The sequence below is a fragment of the Croceicoccus hydrothermalis genome (genome assembly GCF_022378335.1).
Lineage (GTDB): Bacteria > Pseudomonadota > Alphaproteobacteria > Sphingomonadales > Sphingomonadaceae > Croceicoccus > Croceicoccus hydrothermalis.
Window position 1 is genome coordinate 60,764 of record NZ_JAIQCI010000004.1, and the last position, 16,696, is coordinate 77,459.

Here is a 16,696-nt window from a genome sequence, read left to right on the forward strand (position 1 = left end):
GCGTTGTCAATGACGAATGCATCGCCTATGATGGCATGTAGCATCATAGGAGAACGCAATGCCGGTCAGAGAGAAAGAATGGGAGGATCGCGTCAAAGGGATGCTCAAGGGCGAATTGAAGCGCCGGGGCATCACCTATGCCGATCTAGTTGGCAAACTGGCTGACATTGGCGTGATGGACACAGAGCCGAACATCCGTAACAAGATCAGCCGGGGCAAATTTACAGCGGTGTTTCTTGTTCAATGTCTGACAGCAATTGAAGCGCGAGAGATTCGTATTTAGTCTTCTTCGTCGGGCGCGTCAGTCACATCATGCATGTGGACAATACGGAAAGCAGTTGGCTTACCTCTGCTCATTTCCACGTTCACGTCTACATCGAACAGAAGGTTGAACGTGTTGATTTCGCTTTCTTTCAATGTGTGCTGTATGCGTTCTCGTGCCATGTCAGAAGCATACATCACAGCAAGAGGCTTGGGATGAACGGATTCGATCAGGGCTCGTTCGCCTGTCCTCTTGTGACTGCTGACCTTTTCAATCGAAGGGCGAACGAACCGCATCATCACCCGCGGATGATCAGCAGCAGTTCCCGTTTCTAATTCTTTCTTGTGCTCATTGATTTCACGCTCAGCTTCGCGCGCTTGGCTGCTGTTGAACTTAAACGCGGCTCGAACCTTGCGCTCACCATCTTCGAAAACTGCCGCTTCCAAAGAAGTGGAGCCATTCGGATCATTCGCTATAGCCTGTGTCGTTTTCAGCCAGTCGTTTAGATCGCCTTTGCTAGCGTCATGCGTTCTCCCACCCTTACGGAAGTAGGGGGAAACACGCCTCTTGAGGCTATCAACAAATTTCGCGAAGATTTGCACCTTATCCATCGCATCGAGCGCAAAGACTGCTGCGCCCGCCGCCGCCGATAAGGTGCCTCCTGCGATAAAGGTCACAAGATCAGCTTCGATGCAGCCGTTCCGGACCTCCTTGATGTAGATTTCACTATCGGCTTTCATATCGGGGAATTCGCGCGAAACAAATTTCTCGAATTGATTGGCAATACCAACAAACTCCGAGACAAAAGCCGTAAGCGCTACAGGTTCTTCCGTGTCCAGCTTAAGCCGAATGTGCGCGCCTTCTTTCCCCATAGCCCTGCTGTATGAAACGTATGCCAAATTTCCAACTCCTAATTTGGAGCGGCATCATCGTTAGCGAGGCACCTGCATGCACTTGGGATTACACCCGTCATCGCGTTGGTGCGTTTGCTACATAATGCCGTGAAACTCCGGCAATTCGTCGAGGAACAGCACGCCAAGATGAGCGAGACTGATTTCCCCTGGCTTCACCTTGTGCCCGCCGCCGGTGAGCGCGGCCATCGAGGCGGAATGATGCGGGGTCCGGAACGGGCGCGCGCGGCGGATGCGGCCATCCTCCATCAGGCCCGCGACCGATTGCACCATCGAGCTTTCGAGCGCCTCTGTCGATGTCATCGGCGGCAATATGCCGGGCAGGCAACTCGCAAGGAGCGATTTTCCCGCCCCCGGCGGCCCGATCATCAGCAAATTATGCCCGCCCGCCGCCGCTATTTCCAGCGCGCGCTTCGCCGTCTCCTGCCCCTTCACCTGTCGCAAGTCGGGACCGGGCATCGGCTCCTCCACCTCGCCGGGGGCGGGCACCGGCAATTGCTGCGTGCCTTTCAGATGGTTGAGCAGGCTGACGAGATCGGGCGCGGCAACGACCGACGCCCCGCCCGCCCATTGTGCCTCCGCGCCTTGTACGGCAGGACAGATGAGCGCCTTGTCCGCCTGCGCCGCATGGATCGCGGCAAGCAGCACGCCGGGCGAGCCGACGATCCGCCCATCAAGCGCGAGTTCGCCCACGGCGACGTAATCCGACAATTGCTCGGCGTCGGCCACCTCCATCGCGGCGAGCAGCGCGAGCGCCACGGGCAAATCGAAATGCGAGCCTTCCTTCGGCAGATCGGCAGGCGACATGTTGATGGTGATCCGCTTTGCCGGCAGGGCCAGCCCCATCGCGGCCAGCGCGGCGCGCACGCGTTCGCGGCTCTCGCCCACCGCCTTGTCGGCGAGCCCGACGATGTTGAACGCAGGCAATCCGGCGGCGAGCTGGCACTGCACCTCGACCCGGCGCGCTTCCAGCCCGAGATAGGCAACCGTCGATACCAGTGCGACCATATCGCTCAATGCCCTCTTTCACGCCGTGCTGCGGCTTGTGACGCGCATCGTTTGCAAAGTCGAGAGCGGCGTCGCACCGGCTTCGTGCTTGACTCTGCGGCGCGCGAACCGTAACGGCAGCGCATCACGCGGTCGCCATCGTCTGGCGGCCCTGTTTATTCGTGCCGGTTTCGCGCATTGCATCCCGGCCAACCAGAGATACAGGATTTCGCCATGAAGCGCACTTTCCAGCCGAGCAATCTCGTGCGTCAGCGTCGCCACGGTTTCCGCAGCCGCATGGCCACCCCCGGTGGCCGCAAGGTGCTGCGTGCCCGCCGCGCCCGCGGCCGCAAGAAGCTGTCGGCCTAAACCACTTTATGCCGAATCGCCCGTCCGGATTGTCCCGGCGGGCCGACTATCTGGCCGCCAACCGGGGCGTGCGTGTCGCGCGGCCCGGTTTTGTGCTGCTCGCGCGGCCCAACGGGCTCGACCCGCAAGCGATGCGCTATGGCATTACCGTCACGAAGAAGATCGGCAATGCCGTCGTGCGCAACCGGATGAAGCGTCGGTTCCGCGAATTGATCTGGGCGATCCTGCCTGAATGCGGGCTGGCGGGGCACGATCACGTGCTGATCGGGCGCAGCGGCGGGGTCGAACGCGATTTCGAACGGCTTGCCGATGAATTGCGCGCGGCGTTGAAGCGTGCGCGCGATGGCAAGGGCGATCCGCCGCGCGGCCGCAATTCCGGCAGCAGGCCACGCGGACGTCGCGGACCGACCGCCGGCGAGCGCGGCGATACGGCGGCAACAGTCCGATGAAATACGTGCTCATCGCCATTGCCCGGCTGTGGCAGATCGGGCCGTCGGCCATCCTGCCGCCCTCGTGCCGGTTCACGCCGTCCTGCTCCGAATATGCGATACAGGCGCTTCGCCGGCATGGCGCGATTAAGGGTGGCTGGCTGGCGGGCAAGCGGCTATTGCGCTGCCATCCGTGGGGCGGATGCGGCCATGATCCGGTGCCATGAGGCATTCGGACAGCGTCCGGCGGCCCTGCCATGACCGACGACGACAGGCGCGGACGGCCCGGCCCGACCGCCTTTGCAATTGCGAATTAGGGAATTGACGTGAACGAGCAGCGCAACCTCCTCCTGGCCGTGGTGCTAGTCGCCGTGCTGCTGTTCGGCTGGGATGCCGCGACAGGCTATTTCTATCCGCAGCCGCGCGGCGAGGTGATCGAGAACGCCGAACCCGGCGACGCGCCGGTGAAACGCACGCGCGAAGGCGGGCTGACCAATCCAGTCGCCATTGCGGAGGAGCAGCGCGATCTCGCCACCGAGCTGACGCAGGCGGACCGCATTCGCATCGACGGGCCGGAGATCGCCGGTTCGATCAATCCGGTCGGGGCAAAGATCGACGACGTCACGCTGAAAACCCATCGGCAGACGATCGACAAGGACAGCGGCCCCGTCCGCCTGTTCTCCCCCGCCGGAACGCCCGCGCAATATTATGCGCAGTTCGGCTTTCTGGGCGAAGGGGTGGCGACCCCCGGCCCCGATACGGTGTGGCAGGCCGATGGCGAGGTGCTGACCGCCGAAAATCCCGTCACGCTGCGCTGGAACAATGGGCAGGGGCAGGTTTTCCAGATCCGTTTTGCGATCGACGATCATTACATGATCACCGCGACGCAGACGGTCGCCAACACCGGCGGCGGGTCGGTCGCGGTGCAGCCCTACGGCTTCATCAACCGCACCTCCACCACGGCGAGCACCGACACCTGGACCGTGCATTCCGGCCCCATCGGCGCATTCGACGGGTCGGTCGCGTTCGACAATGATTACGACGATATTGACGAGGACCGGTTGATCGAGCCTGCGGGCCGGGCCGACTGGATCGGGTTTACCGACATTTACTGGCTGTCCTCGCTCGTGCCCGACGATGGCGCGCAGGCGGAGGCGGCGTTTCGCGCGCTGGGCGGCGAGAGCTATCGCGCCGACGTGATCTACGACCCCGTCACCGTATCCGGCGGGCGGCAGTACTCCACCACCACGCGGCTTTTCGCGGGCGCGAAGGAAAGCAATGTGCTCGACGCCTACGAGGCGCAGGGCATCGCCAATTTCGGCCTCGCGATCGATTGGGGCTGGTTCCGCTGGTTCGAGAAACCGATTTTCTGGCTGCTGAAGCAATTGTTCGCGCTGGTCGGGAATTTCGGCGTGGCGATCATCCTGCTGACGCTGCTCGTGCGGCTGGTGATGTTCCCCGTCGCGCAGAAGCAGTTCAAGTCGATGGCCGCGATGAAGGCGTTGCAGCCCAAGATGAAGGCGCTGCAGGAACGCTATAAAGAAGACAAGCCCAAGCTTCAGCAGGAGATGATGGAGCTGTACAAGCGGGAGAAAGTCAATCCGCTCGCCGGCTGTCTGCCGATGTTCCTTCAGATTCCGGTGTTCTTCGCCCTGTACAAGGTGCTGATGCTGGCGATCGAGATGCGGCATCAGCCGTTCGCGCTGTGGATTCGCGATCTTTCCGCGCCCGACCCGGCGACGATCCTCAACCTGTTCGGCCTGCTCGATTTTCAGCCGCCGGGCTTCCTCGCCATCGGCGTGCTCGCGCTCCTGCTCGGCTTCTCCATGTGGCTGCAGTTCCGTTTGAACCCGGCGCAGATGGACCCGCAGCAGCAGCAGATTTTCATGTTCATGCCGTGGATCCTGATGTTCGTGATGGCGCCGTTCGCGGCCGGGTTGCTGATCTACTGGATCACGTCCAACACGCTTACCATCGCGCAGCAGAAATGGCTCTATTCACGCCATCCGCAGCTTCAGGCGCAGGCCGAGGAAGCGAAATCGCCCGCCGCGCAGGTGGTTGAAAACGGCGCGGGCAAGGGCAAGCGAAAGCCGAAGACATGAGCAACGCCACCGGACCCGATGCGGAGGGGCTGCGCCTTGCCGAGATGGAAGAGCGCGCGCGGCGGCTTTTCGCAGGGCCGGTCGAATTCGTGAAATCGGCGCCCGCGCTGCATTTCCTGCCCGAACCGACGGTGCCGGAAATCGCCTTTGCCGGACGCTCGAACGTGGGCAAATCCTCGCTCCTGAACGCGCTTACGGGGCGAAAGGCGATCGCGCGCACCTCGGTCACGCCGGGCCGGACGCAGGAATTGAACTATTTCGACGTGGGCGATCCCGCCGTGCTGCGGCTCGTCGACATGCCGGGATACGGGTTCGCGAAGGCGCCGCCAGCCGTCGTCAAGAAATGGCGGTTCCTGGTGAACGATTTCCTGCGCGGGCGCGTCGTGCTCAAACGCACATTGCTGCTCATCGACGCGCGTCACGGGATCAAGCCGGTGGACGCCGACATCATGGAAATGCTCGACGCGGCGGCGGTGTCCTATCGCATTTGCCTGACCAAGGCGGACAAGATCAAGGCGAGCGAGCTTGCCGCCGTCGCCGACCGCACCCGTGCCGAAATCCGCAAGCGTCCCGCCGCCCATCCCGAAATTTCGATCACCAGCGCGGAAAAGGGCATGGGCATCGCCGCCCTGCGCGGTTTCGTCCTCGACAGCGCCGAAGGCTGAACCGCAGAGCGTGCGGCGGCACTCGACTTGCCCGCCGACAGCCGTTACGCCCGCCCCTGCAAACAGCGGGGCACATGCATGAAACTTGTCATCGGCAACAAGAACTATTCGAGCTGGAGCCTGCGCGGCTGGCTCGCGGCGAAGCAATCGGGACTGTCCTTCGAGGAGCTGACCGTCAATATTTCGGGCGAGGATTGGGAAGCGCAGAAGAAGGAATGGGGCGATGTGCAGCCCTCCTCCGGCAAGGTGCCAATTCTGTGGGACGGCGATGCTGTGATCTGGGACAGCCTCGCGATCCTCGAATATCTGGGCGACAAGGTGGGGCGCGACCGGTTCTGGCCCAAGGACGATGTCGCGCGCGGCATGGCCCGCGCCATGGTCGCCGAAATGCACAGCGCCTATCTCCCCCTGCGCCGCGAAATGCCGATGAACGTGCGCCGCCGGATCGAAGGGCACCGCATATCCGACGACGCGACCGGGAATATCGTGCGCATCCTGTCGCTCTGGGCGGAGGCGCGCTCGCGATTCGGTGGCGGCGGGCCGTTCCTGTTCGGGGCGTTCTGCGCGGCGGACATATTCTACGCCCCGGTGGTGTCGCGCTTCATGACCTATGGCGTGGGCGTGCCCGGTTTCGCGCAGGCCTATATGCAGGCGGTGTGGGAGCATGACTGGATGCAGCAATGGATCAACGCCGCCGAAGACGAGGATTGGGTGATCGAAAGCTTCGAAATGGAGGAGGCATGATGCGCGCCTTTTTCGTGATGGCCGCGGCGGTGGCGGCGATGGTCGCGAGCCCGTCCTTCGCATGGAGCGGGTTCGGCCATCGCACCGTTGCCGACATCGCGATGGAGAATGTCGCGCCTGCCACACGCGCAAGGATCGACGCGATCTTCCGCGCCGCCGACGGCGATGTCGGCGCCGGTTGCGATCTTGCCAACATGGACGATGCCGCGACATGGCCCGATTGCATTCGCCGGGTCGACGGGTTCCGGAACACCGCACCCTGGCATTATCAGACGCATGACGTGTGCCTCCCCTACGCCCCCGACGACAATTGCGAGGATGGCGATTGCGTCAATGCCGCGATCGAGACGCAGGCGGCCCGGCTCGCCGACCAGGCCCTGCCCGCGAACGAACGGCTGCGCGCACTGTCCTATGTCGTGCACATGACAGGCGACGTGCATCAACCGCTGCACTCGGGCGATCACGAGGATCGCGGCGGCAACGATGTCGAGGCAAGCTATGGCATCGTGCCGGGCTTCAACCTGCATGCCGTTTGGGACGGCCCGCTCGCCGAGCGTGCGATTAGCGCAGGTGGCCGCGATCTCGTGCGCCGGTACAGCGAGGCGGAACGGCGCGCCATCGCCACGGGCGATCCGGGCGACTGGGGCCGGGAAAGCTGGGAAATCGGGCGGGGTCTGATCTACCCGCGCGCCGCCGACGGAGCGCCGTGTGCGCAAGACGGCCCGATCCCCGCGACCGTGTGGACCGAGGCCGACATCGAGGCCAGCGTGCCGGTCGTGCAGGACCGCATCCGGCAGGCTGGCCTGCGTCTCGCCCGATTGCTGAACACGGCACTCTCGAATTAAGGTCCGAGCCGCCCGATCGGGCGGGATCGGCCCTATCGGGCAAGATCGGGGGGCGTTGCCTTCCCCTTCAGCATGGCGATGGCCTCGTCGAGCGTCATCATCTGCTGCGCCTGCTCACCCAGCGTGCGGACGGCGACGGTGCCTTCCTGGGCCTCCCGCTTGCCGACGACGAGGATGTGCGGAACCTTCGCGTGGCTGTGTTCGCGCACCTTGTAATTGATCTTTTCATTGCGCAGGTCCGATTCGACCCGGATGCCCGCAGCCTGCAATTTCGCCGCGGCGTCCTTCGCATAATCGTCGGCGTCGGACACGATGGTCGCCACCACCGCCTGCACCGGAGCGAGCCAGACCGGCAGGCGTCCGGCGAAATGCTCGATCAATATGCCGATGAAACGTTCGTAGCTTCCGAAGATCGCGCGGTGCAGCATGACCGGGCGGTGGCGCGCGCCATCCTCCCCGACATAGCTCGCGTCGAGCCGTTCGGGCAGCACGCGGTCCCCCTGTATCGTGCCGACCTGCCAGGTGCGTCCGATCGCGTCGGTCAGATGCCATTCGAGTTTCGGCGCATAGAACGCCCCCTCACCCGGCAATTCTTCCCAGCCATAATCGTCGTTCGCCATGCCCGCCTCGGCGACGGCGTCGCGCAATTCCTGCTCCGCCTTGTCCCAATCGGCATCGCTGCCGAACCGCTTTTCCGGACGCAGCGCGAGTTTCACGTGATAGCTGAATCCGAAATCGCGATAGACTTCGTCCGCCAGCTTGCAGAAGGCGCGAACCTCGTCGACGACCTGCGCCTCGGTACAGAAGATATGCGCGTCGTCCTGCGTGAACTGCCTAACCCGCATCAACCCGTGGAGCGCGCCATGCGGTTCGTTGCGGTGGCAGCATCCCATCTCGCCCAGCCGGATCGGCAGGTCGCGATAGGAGGTGATGCCCTGCTTGAACACCAGCACGTGCGCCGGGCAATTCATCGGCTTGATCGCCATCCAGTCGGCATCGGGCGCGACCTTCGGATTGGCCGGTCCATCGCCAAGGCCGTCGACCTCGGGCACCATGTCGGGCACGGCGAACATGTTCTCCGCATATTTGCCCCAGTGGCCCGATTGCTCCCACTGGCGCACGTCCATGAGCTGCGGCGTCTTGATCTCGGCATAGCCTGCGCCGTCCATCTTGCGGCGCATATACGATTCCAGCTCGCGCCAGATGCGGTAGCCCTTGGGGTGCCAGAACACGCTGCCCTGCGCCTCGGCCTGAAGATGGAACAGGTCCATTTCATTGCCGAGCTTGCGATGGTCGCGCTTGGCCGCCTCCTCCAACCGGACGAGATGGGCGTTCAACTGCTTTTTATTCAGCCAGCCGGTGCCGTAAATGCGGCTGAGCATGGCGTTCGACTGATCCCCGCGCCAATATGCGCCCGACACGCGGGTCAGCTTGAACGCGGCCGGATCGAGCTTTCCCGTGCTGGCCAGATGCGGCCCGCGGCACAGGTCGAGCCAGTCCTCACCCGAATGATAGACGGTCAGCGCCTCGCCCTCGGGCAGTTCGCCGGCCCATTCGGCCTTGAACGTCTCGCCATGGTCGCGGAACCATTGGATGAGCCGGTCACGGTCCCATTCCTCGCGGCGGAGCGGCTTGTCCGCCTTGATGAGTTCGCGCATCTTGTTCTCGATGACGGGCAGGTCCTCATCGGTGAACGGACCGCGTTCGCCTGGCGCGAAATCGTAATAGAACCCGTCGTCGGTCGACGGGCCGAACGTGATCTGCGTATCGGGCCAGAGCGCCTGCACCGCCTCTGCCAGGACATGCGCGTAATCGTGGCGGGCGAGGTCGAGCGCATCGGCCTCGTCCTTCGCGGTGACGAGCGCGAGTTGCGCATCGCCGTCGAAGGGCCGCATGATGTCGCGCAATTCGCCATCGACACGCGCGGCGATCGCCGCCTTGGCAAGGCCGGGACCGATGGCGGCGGCAATGTCGGCGGGGGTCGTGCCGGGCTCGACTTCGCGCACCGAACCGTCGGGCAGGCTGATCTTCAAAAGCTCACTCATCACACAGGTCTCTCATTCGGGCCCGTCCGGGCCGCCATCGAACCGCGCCATGACACAGGCGCGCGGCAACCGAAAGGTCCGGCATCGCAAGGGTGGGTTCGAATCGGACGTAAAACGGATGGGGATGCCGTCCACCCGCAACGCCGGGCGGCGGTATCGCGCCGGCTTTCAGGCCGGGCGCACCGTGCCCGGACGGATCCGGGTGGTAGTCGTGAAAGATGCAAACATCCGCATGAGGCAAGGGTTTAGCACCCCGGATCGCCGCTGTCATCCGGCGATAACGGGACAAGGCATCCTGTCGTATTGTCAATCTTGCTTGACAGCCACGCACGAATAGTCAATGTCGCTTTACACAATAGCAATGGAGATTGACACATGCCGCCGATTTCTGCCGTGTTATGGGGAATGGCCATCATCCTGCTCGCCCTGTTAAGCGTGAAGGGCTTTCTGTCGGAAGGGACGCCCGACTGGGTGGTCTATGCGGCGATGGCGAGCCCTGCCCTCTTCGTTCGGCGCCACAAATGCAAGCTGCGGGAATTTAGGCGATGACCGCGACGCATGACGAGGCGCAGATCGACAGGCGTGCCCGGCCGGGCCTCTGGATCGGATTGTATTTTGCCTCGATCGCGGCGGTCGCGGGTCTGCGGTTGAGCGATGCGATACACGAGCCTGTCGGCTTCATCCTTCTGGCATGCTGCTTCACGCTGCTGATCCCCATGGCGCGGGCGCGCAACCGCACCAATATTTGCATGAGCCCCGCCGTGCGGCGCTATAACACGCGCCTGGTTGCCACCTCGCTGGCCTATATTACGGGGCTGGGCGTCGCGGTGTGGATACATAATCGGTTGGAACTGTCGCCTCTTGCATTGTTCTTCGTCGCGCTTTTGCCGGTGATCCCAACGCTCGCCATCATTTTTATCATGGGGCGATACATCGTGGAGGAACAGGACGAATATCTGCGCCACCGCGCGGTCCAGGCCTCGCTCGTCGGGTTGGGCGCGGTATTGGCGCTGGGCTCGTTCTGGGGGTTTCTCGAAACGTTTTCGGTCGTGCCGCACGTGCCGGGATGGATGTCGGTCCCGGTCTTTGCCGTCGGCATGAGCGCGGCGCAATGCTGGATGACCCTGCGCAATCGCGCCGACGACAAGGCATGAGGCCGCGGGCATGAAGAACCGGCTCAAGGTGCTGCGCGCCGAACGCGATTGGAGCCAGCAGGATCTCGCCGACAGGCTCGAGGTCAGCCGGCAAAGCGTGAACGCGATCGAGAAGGGGCGCTACGATCCGTCCCTGCCGCTGGCCTTCCGCATCGCCGAACTGTTCGCCATGCGAATAGAGGAGATTTTCCTGCGCGATGCGGATTGACCTCGTGCCGCGCATTGCCAGCCGCGCGGCCTCGCCCTATCCCGCACAGCCATGATCCAGACTGCCGAAACCGCCCTGCCCCCCGTGCGGCATTTCACCGTGCCGAATGCGGATGACATCGCCTATCGCCACCACTCCGGCGACGGGCCGACGATCGTGTTCCTGCCCGGTTACATGTCCGACATGCAAGGCGGCAAGGCGACGCGGGTCATGGCCGATGCCATGGCGAAGGGGCGCGCCTGCCTGCTGCTCGATTACGCAGGGTGCGGGCAGAGCGGCGGCGATTTCGCCGATGGCACGCTGTCGCGATGGTGTGCGGAGACGATCGCCCTGCTCGACCATGTGGCCGAGGGCGCGCGATCGGGTCCGGTGCTGCTCGTCGGGTCGTCGATGGGAGGATGGCTCATGCTGATGGTCGCGCGCGCGTTGGTGAGCCGGGGCGGCGATGCGGCCGTCGCGGGCATGGTGGGCATCGCCGCCGCGCCCGATTTCACCGACTGGGGTTACGATGACGCGCAAAAGACCGCGCTGGCCGCAGGCGAAACGGTGTTCGAGGATAACAATTACGGCTACGATCCCACGCCGACCCATGCGCGGTTCTGGCGCGATGGGCAGGCGCAGCGGATGCTTGGCGACACCATTGCGCTGTCCTGCCCCACCCGCCTGCTCCACGGGCAGGACGATCCCGAGGTGCCGGTCGCCGTCTCGCTCCGCCTGGCGGAACGGCTGGAGGCGGGCGATGTCCGGGTCACACTGATCAAGGGCGGCGATCACCGTCTTTCGCGCGAATCGGATATTGCGCTGCTGCTGGCCACGCTCGACGAACTTGCCGGGTGATCGCGGCGGGAGGACGCCGACACTTGGGGTTCAGCGCAGGCTCCCTAGATAGGGGGCATGATTACCCTCCCCCTGCTTTCGTCGCTGCTGCTATTGATGCAGGGCGCGCCCGCCGAACCGCCCGCCACCAATGCGCCCGCCGATCCGCCTCTGGCCATGCCGCTGATCGATGCGCGGCTGTCGGGCTGCCTTGCGCAGGCGCGCAGCGATTCGGCCGCCGCGATCGTGCAGGCGGAACAATGGCGGGCCGAGATCACGGCAGGCTCGCGCGCGCTGCCGCTGCAATGCCTCGGCACCGCCTATGCCAACCGGTCGATGTGGGCGGAGGCCGAGGCCGCCTTTGCCGAGGCCGCCGCCGATCTCGCCGCACGTCCCGCCCCCGATCCGCGCCGCCTGTCCGCGCTTCATGCGCAGGCGGGCAATGCCGCGCTGGCCAATGGCGATGCGGCCGGCGCGCTCACCCACTTTAACGCAGGGCTCTCAGCGCTTGACGGGATGGCGGTGCCGGGGCGCGTTGCCGCCGGGCTTCATGTCGATCGCGCCCGCGCGCTCGTCGCCCTGTCGCGCGACGACGATGCGGCGCAGGCGCTGATCTTCGCGCAGGAAGGCGACCCGCAGGATGCGACGGCTTTCCTCCTCGGCGCGACGCTCGCCCGGCGCACCGGCAGGCTGGCGGATGCGGCGCGCGCCATCGCGGTGGCCGACGCGCTTTCGCCGGGAAATCCGGACATCATGCTCGAAGGCGGGCTGATCGCGGCGATGGCGGGCGACGACCTGACCGCGGCCAGCGCATGGCGCCGCATCGTCGAAAGCGCACCCGGCAGCGAAACGGCCTCCCGCGCGCAATTCTATCTGCAGCAGCTCGACGCGATGCGCAGCGACGCCCCCTCCGCCCCCGCCTCAAAGGCTCCGCCCCCGCAGGACCCCGATATGCAGGAGATCGGTCGATGACCCTTCTTTCCGTTCTCGATTTCGCTTCCATTACCGAGGATGGCAGCGTCGCGAAATCGCTCGACCACAGCGCGGCGCTTGCCAAAAAGGCAGAAGACGCAGGCTTTCACCGGTTCTGGATGGCGGAACATCACGCCATGCCCGGCATTGCCAGCGCGGCGGTTTCGGTCTGCCTCGCCCATGTCGGACAGGCGACCTCGACCATCCGGCTCGGCGCGGGGGGCATCATGTTGCCCAATCACAACCCGTTCGTCATCGCCGAACAATTCGGCACGCTCGACGCGATCCATCCCGGCCGCATCGATCTCGGCCTCGGCCGCGCGCCGGGCGCCGATGGCCGCATCGCCCGTGCCTTGCGCAAGGATCTGCACCGCAGCGCGGAGGCATTCCCGCAGGATGTCGTCGAATTGCGCGCCCTGTTCGAAGGCGATCCGCAATTGCCGCTACAGGCAACACCCGGCGCCGGCGCCAGGATAGAGATGTGGATGCTCGGTAGCAGCCTGTTCGGCGCGCAGCTCGCCGCGATACTGGGCCTGCCCTATGCCTTTGCCGCGCATTTCGCGCCCGCCGCGCTGGACGAGGCGCTCGCCACCTATCGCGAACGGTTCGAGCCGTCCGAAACGCTCGACCGGCCGCGCGTGATGGTCGCGGTCAATGCCTATGCCGCCGATACGCGGGAAGATGCGTTCTATCACGCGTCGTCGATGGATCAGTCTTTCGTGGCCTTGCGCACCGGAAACCCCGGCCGCCTGCCGAAACCGGTGCGCGGATACCGCGACGACCTGCCCGCGCAGGCGCAGACCATGTTGCAGGCCACCCGTTCGGTCAGCGCGATCGGCACGCCAGACGATGTGCGCCAATCGCTGCAATCCATCATTCAGCGCACCGGCGCCGACGAGCTGATGCTGTCGGGATCGACCTACGATCCGCTGGCGCGGCATCGCTCGCTCGACATTATCGCGGGGATGGCAGGCGATCTGTGACCTGTGTGTTAGGGGGCGGGCGCGAGGCGTTCGGGACCAACCAACCGTGTCGTGCCCTGCCCCCTGATCCCCTTATAGTCATCGCATCACGCTCACGGGCGCGGGGCGGGCGCTGGCATGAAAACTTGTCTTGTGCTCTTGCCCCTTTCCCGCCCGCGCCCTAGCAATCGGCACGAATAGGGAGAGAGGGCTCTTATGGATCATTCCAATGTCATCATCGTCGGCGGGGGCCATGGCGGCGCCGCGGCGGCGCTCGCGCTGCGTCAGAACGGTTTTGAGGGGACCATCACCTTAATCGGGCGCGAACAGGAACCGCCCTACGAACGGCCGCCCCTGTCGAAGGAATATCTCGCGCGGGAGAAGGAATTCGAACGGCTCTATATCCGTCCGCTCTCCTTCTGGGACGACAAGGACATAACCCTCATGCTGGGCCGTGAGGTGACCGCCATCGACCCGCAGGCAAAGCGCGTGACCCTCTCCGACAGGAACGAGATGGGTTATGACCACCTGATCTGGGCGGCGGGCGGCGATGCGCGGCGGCTGTCGTGCGCGGGTGCCGGGCTTGCCGGGGTGCATTCGGTCCGCAATCGCGCCGATGTCGACCGGATGATGGCGGAAATCGACGCGGGCGCGCGCCGTGCGGTCATCATCGGTGGCGGCTATATCGGGCTGGAGGCAGCGGCGGTCCTGCGCAAGCTTGGGGTCGAGGTCGTGCTGCTCGAAATGCTGGACCGCGTGCTGGCGCGTGTCGCGGGCGAGGATCTGTCCCGATTTTACGAAGAGGAGCATCGCAGGCACGGCGTCGATCTCCGCCTCGAAGCCGCGGTCGATTGCATCGAGGGCGATGGAGAGAAGCTCAACGGCGTGAGAATGGCGGACGGATCCGTCGTGCCGGCCGACATGGTCATCGTCGGCATCGGCATCGTGCCGTGCATCGGCCCGCTCATCGTGGCGGGCGCGGCGGGTGCCAACGGGGTCGAGGTGGACGAGTTCTGCCGCACGAGCCTGCCCGACGTCTATGCCATCGGAGACTGCGCCGCGCATGGCAATGAATTTGCCGATGGCGCGGTCATCCGGCTCGAATCGGTGCAGAACGCCAATGACATGGCCACGACCGCGGCCAAGGCGATCTGCGGCGAGGAAACGCCATATGCGGCGACGCCGTGGTTCTGGTCGAATCAATATGACCTCAAGCTGCAGACCGTGGGCCTGTCGATGGACCATGATCGCACCGTCCTGCGCGGGGATCCGGCCGATCGCAGCTTTTCCGTGATCTACCTCAAGGACGGGCGGATCATCGCGCTCGATTGCGTGAACAAGGTCAAGGATTACGTGCAAGGGCGCAAGCTGGTCGAACGCCGCGCGGTGATCGACCCCGACCTGCTCGCCGACAATGATGTCGCGCTCAAGGAGATGAAGGCGAGCTGAGCTCCGCCGATGCCCAACGCGCCGCGTCGGCCACCACCGGGTCGGCATCGGCGCGCAGGGCATCGACCTTCGCCCGCAAGGCCGGGTCGCCCGAATTTCCCGCCGCGATCAGGCAATTGCGCACGAACCGCCCCCGCCCGATCCGCTTGATCGGCGAGCCGGAGAACAGCGCCCGGAACCCCGCATCGTCAAGGTCGAGCAAGGCATCGAGCGACGGCGCCGCCAGTTCGGCACGCGGCAGGAAGGCCCGGTTCGCCGCCGCCGCATCGGCAAAACGGTTCCACGGACACACGGCAAGACAATCGTCGCAGCCATAGATGCGATTGCCGATCGCTTTGCGAAATTCGGTCGGGATCGGGCCCTTGTGCTCGATCGTGAGATAGGAAATGCAGCGGCGCGCATCGACCGTGCGGGGCGTTGGAAACGCATCGGTCGGGCACGCGTCGAGACAGCGGCGGCACGATCCGCAATTGTCGGGATGGGCGGTGTCGGGCGCGAAGGGCAGGTTGGTATAGATCGCCCCAAGGAACAGCCAGCTCCCGTGGCGGCGGCTCACCATGTTGGAATGCTTGCCCTGCCAGCCGATGCCGGCGGCGGCGGAGAGCGGCTTTTCCATGACCGGCGCGGTATCGACGAACACCTTCACCTGCGGATCGGGATACCCGTGTTTCGGCGCCTCCGCCACCAGCCACCGCGCCAGCCGTTTCAGCGCCTTTTTCACCGTATCGTGGTAATCGCGGCCCTGCGCATAGACCGAAATTCGCCCGGTATCGCCCGCCTCGGCCAGCGCCAGCGGATCGTGCGCCGGCGCATAGCTCATGCCGAGCGCGATGACCCGGCGCGCATCGGGCCACAGGGCATGCGGGTCGGCGCGCTGCTCGCGGCGTTCCTCCATCCAGGCCATCGTCGCGTGATGACCATCGGCGAGCCACCGTGCGAAATGCGCGCTGCGTTCGGGATTGGCGGCGGCATCGGCGATCCCGACGCTGGCGAACCCTTCCTCCGCCGCCTGCATCAACAATCGCGTGCGCAGTTCGGCGAGCGCATCGTTTTCACGGGTCTGGACGGTGTCGGTCATGCCCCCTCCTATGCCGCAATGCCGGGCGCGGCGCGACCCCGCAGGCGTGCACTCGCGAGGTTCATGGACGGGTCAGCGGCCGTACCCTATCATGGCCCCCATGAAAAACACGTCACGACGCAGCGTTCTTTCCTGGCTTTCGGCCTGTGCGGCGGCGCCGTTCGTTTCGGCATGCGGCGGCTGCCCGGCCCAGGCGAAGGATTTCCCCGTATCGATGAGCGAGGACCGCTGGCGCGCAAAGCTGTCCGCGGCGGAGTTCCGCATCCTGCGCAAGGCGGGGACGGAGCGGCCCTATTCCTCGCCGCTGAACGCGGAAAAGCGCGCCGGCACCTATATTTGCGCAGGGTGCGACAATCGCCTGTTTTCAAGCGAGACGAAATTCGAAAGCGGCACGGGCTGGCCGAGCTTCTATCGTCCGTTGCCGGGCGGGGTCGGCACGTCCACGGATTACAAGATCGGCATACCCCGGACCGAAGTGCATTGCGCGCGGTGCGGCGGGCATCTCGGCCATGTGTTCGACGACGGGCCCAAACCCACCGGAAAACGGTATTGCATGAACGGGGCGGCGATGGATTTCCGCGCCGCATGAGGCTCGACCGTTCGGGAAATCTCCATGCGGCAAGTTTCGGAACGATGCGGGGCATATCCCGCGTGCGATAAATCCGTTCGGCGCGCATTTTGCAACCGACGATCCACTTA

19 protein-coding genes and 1 pseudogene are annotated in these 16,696 nt (G+C 64.7%); 16 read left to right on the forward strand and 4 right to left on the reverse strand.

From position 1 onward, the window contains the following. The first annotated feature begins 58 nt into the window (after positions 1-58). Positions 59-283 carry a DUF6471 domain-containing protein gene (locus K4G67_RS04320; RefSeq protein WP_239805155.1) on the forward strand — a complete coding sequence of 75 codons (225 nt, stop codon included), beginning with the start codon at positions 59-61 and terminating at the stop codon, positions 281-283. Here the strand turns inward: K4G67_RS04320 and K4G67_RS04325 are convergent. Together K4G67_RS04325 and K4G67_RS04330 are read right to left on the reverse strand one after the other, a co-directional pair. Beyond that, entirely contained in the window at positions 280-1,134 is an 855-nt protein-coding gene (locus tag K4G67_RS04325; RefSeq protein ID WP_239805156.1) for a hypothetical protein, read from the reverse strand. The two genes, K4G67_RS04320 and K4G67_RS04325, sit on opposite strands and share 4 nt — an antisense overlap. Positions 1,135-1,266: 132 nt before the next feature. Continuing rightward, positions 1,267-2,181: pseudogene (locus K4G67_RS04330) on the reverse strand (YifB family Mg chelatase-like AAA ATPase); the annotation flags it as partial. Between the two features lie 213 nt (positions 2,182-2,394). Between K4G67_RS04330 and rpmH the strand changes: the two are divergent. The 7 genes from rpmH to K4G67_RS04365 all read left to right on the forward strand — a co-directional run bounded on the left by rpmH (position 2,395) and on the right by K4G67_RS04365 (position 7,313). Then, on the forward strand, positions 2,395-2,529 hold the full coding sequence (gene rpmH / locus K4G67_RS04335; RefSeq protein WP_202087482.1) for a 50S ribosomal protein L34: 135 nt from the start codon (positions 2,395-2,397) through the stop codon (positions 2,527-2,529). Positions 2,530-2,537: 8 nt separating this feature from the next. Further along, positions 2,538-2,978, forward strand: a complete 441-nt coding sequence (gene rnpA, locus K4G67_RS04340) for a ribonuclease P protein component (protein ID WP_239805157.1) — start codon at positions 2,538-2,540, stop codon at positions 2,976-2,978. Further along, positions 2,975-3,184 carry a membrane protein insertion efficiency factor YidD gene (gene yidD / locus K4G67_RS04345; RefSeq protein ID WP_239805158.1) on the forward strand — a complete coding sequence of 70 codons (210 nt, stop codon included), beginning with the start codon at positions 2,975-2,977 and terminating at the stop codon, positions 3,182-3,184. Before rnpA ends, yidD begins: the two co-directional genes overlap by 4 nt. Positions 3,185-3,283: 99 nt before the next feature. Next, positions 3,284-5,059 (forward strand): membrane protein insertase YidC, encoded by a 1,776-nt coding sequence (gene yidC / locus K4G67_RS04350; protein WP_239805159.1) that lies wholly within the window; start codon positions 3,284-3,286, stop codon positions 5,057-5,059. Then, positions 5,056-5,724, forward strand: a complete 669-nt coding sequence (gene yihA / locus K4G67_RS04355; RefSeq protein ID WP_239805160.1) for a ribosome biogenesis GTP-binding protein YihA/YsxC — start codon at positions 5,056-5,058, stop codon at positions 5,722-5,724. The genes yidC and yihA overlap by 4 nt, the downstream gene beginning before the upstream one ends. Positions 5,725-5,802: 78 nt before the next feature. Continuing rightward, on the forward strand, positions 5,803-6,468 hold the full coding sequence (locus K4G67_RS04360) for a glutathione S-transferase family protein (RefSeq protein WP_239805161.1): 666 nt from the start codon (positions 5,803-5,805) through the stop codon (positions 6,466-6,468). Further along, positions 6,465-7,313 carry a S1/P1 nuclease gene (locus K4G67_RS04365; RefSeq protein WP_239805162.1) on the forward strand — a complete coding sequence of 283 codons (849 nt, stop codon included), beginning with the start codon at positions 6,465-6,467 and terminating at the stop codon, positions 7,311-7,313. The genes K4G67_RS04360 and K4G67_RS04365 overlap by 4 nt, the downstream gene beginning before the upstream one ends. 32 nt (positions 7,314-7,345) lie before the next feature. Here the strand turns inward: K4G67_RS04365 and thrS are convergent, their stop codons facing one another. Next, entirely contained in the window at positions 7,346-9,358 is a 2,013-nt protein-coding gene (thrS, locus tag K4G67_RS04370) for a threonine--tRNA ligase (RefSeq protein WP_239805163.1), read from the reverse strand. Between the two features lie 405 nt (positions 9,359-9,763). On the opposite strand from thrS, the gene K4G67_RS04375 reads away from it, so the two are divergent. The 7 genes from K4G67_RS04375 (at position 9,764) to K4G67_RS04405 (ending at position 14,919) form a co-directional block, all read left to right on the forward strand. After that, positions 9,764-9,907 carry a hypothetical protein gene (locus K4G67_RS04375; RefSeq protein WP_239805164.1) on the forward strand — a complete coding sequence of 48 codons (144 nt, stop codon included), beginning with the start codon at positions 9,764-9,766 and terminating at the stop codon, positions 9,905-9,907. Further along, on the forward strand, positions 9,904-10,512 hold the full coding sequence (locus K4G67_RS04380) for a hypothetical protein (RefSeq protein ID WP_239805165.1): 609 nt from the start codon (positions 9,904-9,906) through the stop codon (positions 10,510-10,512). The genes K4G67_RS04375 and K4G67_RS04380 overlap by 4 nt, the downstream gene beginning before the upstream one ends. A 10-nt stretch (positions 10,513-10,522) precedes the next feature. Beyond that, entirely contained in the window at positions 10,523-10,720 is a 198-nt protein-coding gene (locus K4G67_RS04385) for a helix-turn-helix transcriptional regulator (RefSeq protein WP_239805166.1), read from the forward strand. Between the two features lie 51 nt (positions 10,721-10,771). Then, positions 10,772-11,557 carry an alpha/beta fold hydrolase gene (locus K4G67_RS04390; protein ID WP_239805167.1) on the forward strand — a complete coding sequence of 262 codons (786 nt, stop codon included), beginning with the start codon at positions 10,772-10,774 and terminating at the stop codon, positions 11,555-11,557. Between the two features lie 57 nt (positions 11,558-11,614). Next, a complete protein-coding gene (locus tag K4G67_RS04395) occupies positions 11,615-12,508 on the forward strand; it encodes a tetratricopeptide repeat protein (protein WP_239805168.1) in 894 nt (297 codons plus the stop codon). Beyond that, positions 12,505-13,491, forward strand: a complete 987-nt coding sequence (locus K4G67_RS04400) for an LLM class flavin-dependent oxidoreductase (protein WP_239805169.1) — start codon at positions 12,505-12,507, stop codon at positions 13,489-13,491. Before K4G67_RS04395 ends, K4G67_RS04400 begins: the two co-directional genes overlap by 4 nt. A 195-nt stretch (positions 13,492-13,686) precedes the next feature. Then, the gene (locus K4G67_RS04405) at positions 13,687-14,919 is read left to right on the forward strand and encodes an NAD(P)/FAD-dependent oxidoreductase (RefSeq protein WP_239805170.1); all 1,233 of its coding nucleotides are present in this window, start codon (positions 13,687-13,689) and stop codon (positions 14,917-14,919) included. On the opposite strand, the gene queG is transcribed toward K4G67_RS04405, so the two are convergent. Beyond that, positions 14,897-15,997: a tRNA epoxyqueuosine(34) reductase QueG gene (queG, locus tag K4G67_RS04410; protein ID WP_239805171.1), complete on the reverse strand. Its 1,101-nt coding sequence runs from the start codon at positions 15,995-15,997 to the stop codon at positions 14,897-14,899. The two genes, K4G67_RS04405 and queG, sit on opposite strands and share 23 nt — an antisense overlap. 100 nt (positions 15,998-16,097) lie before the next feature. On the opposite strand from queG, the gene msrB reads away from it, so the two are divergent. Next, the gene (gene msrB, locus K4G67_RS04415; RefSeq protein ID WP_420829988.1) at positions 16,098-16,586 is read left to right on the forward strand and encodes a peptide-methionine (R)-S-oxide reductase MsrB; all 489 of its coding nucleotides are present in this window, start codon (positions 16,098-16,100) and stop codon (positions 16,584-16,586) included. The last annotated feature ends 110 nt before the right edge of the window (positions 16,587-16,696 follow it).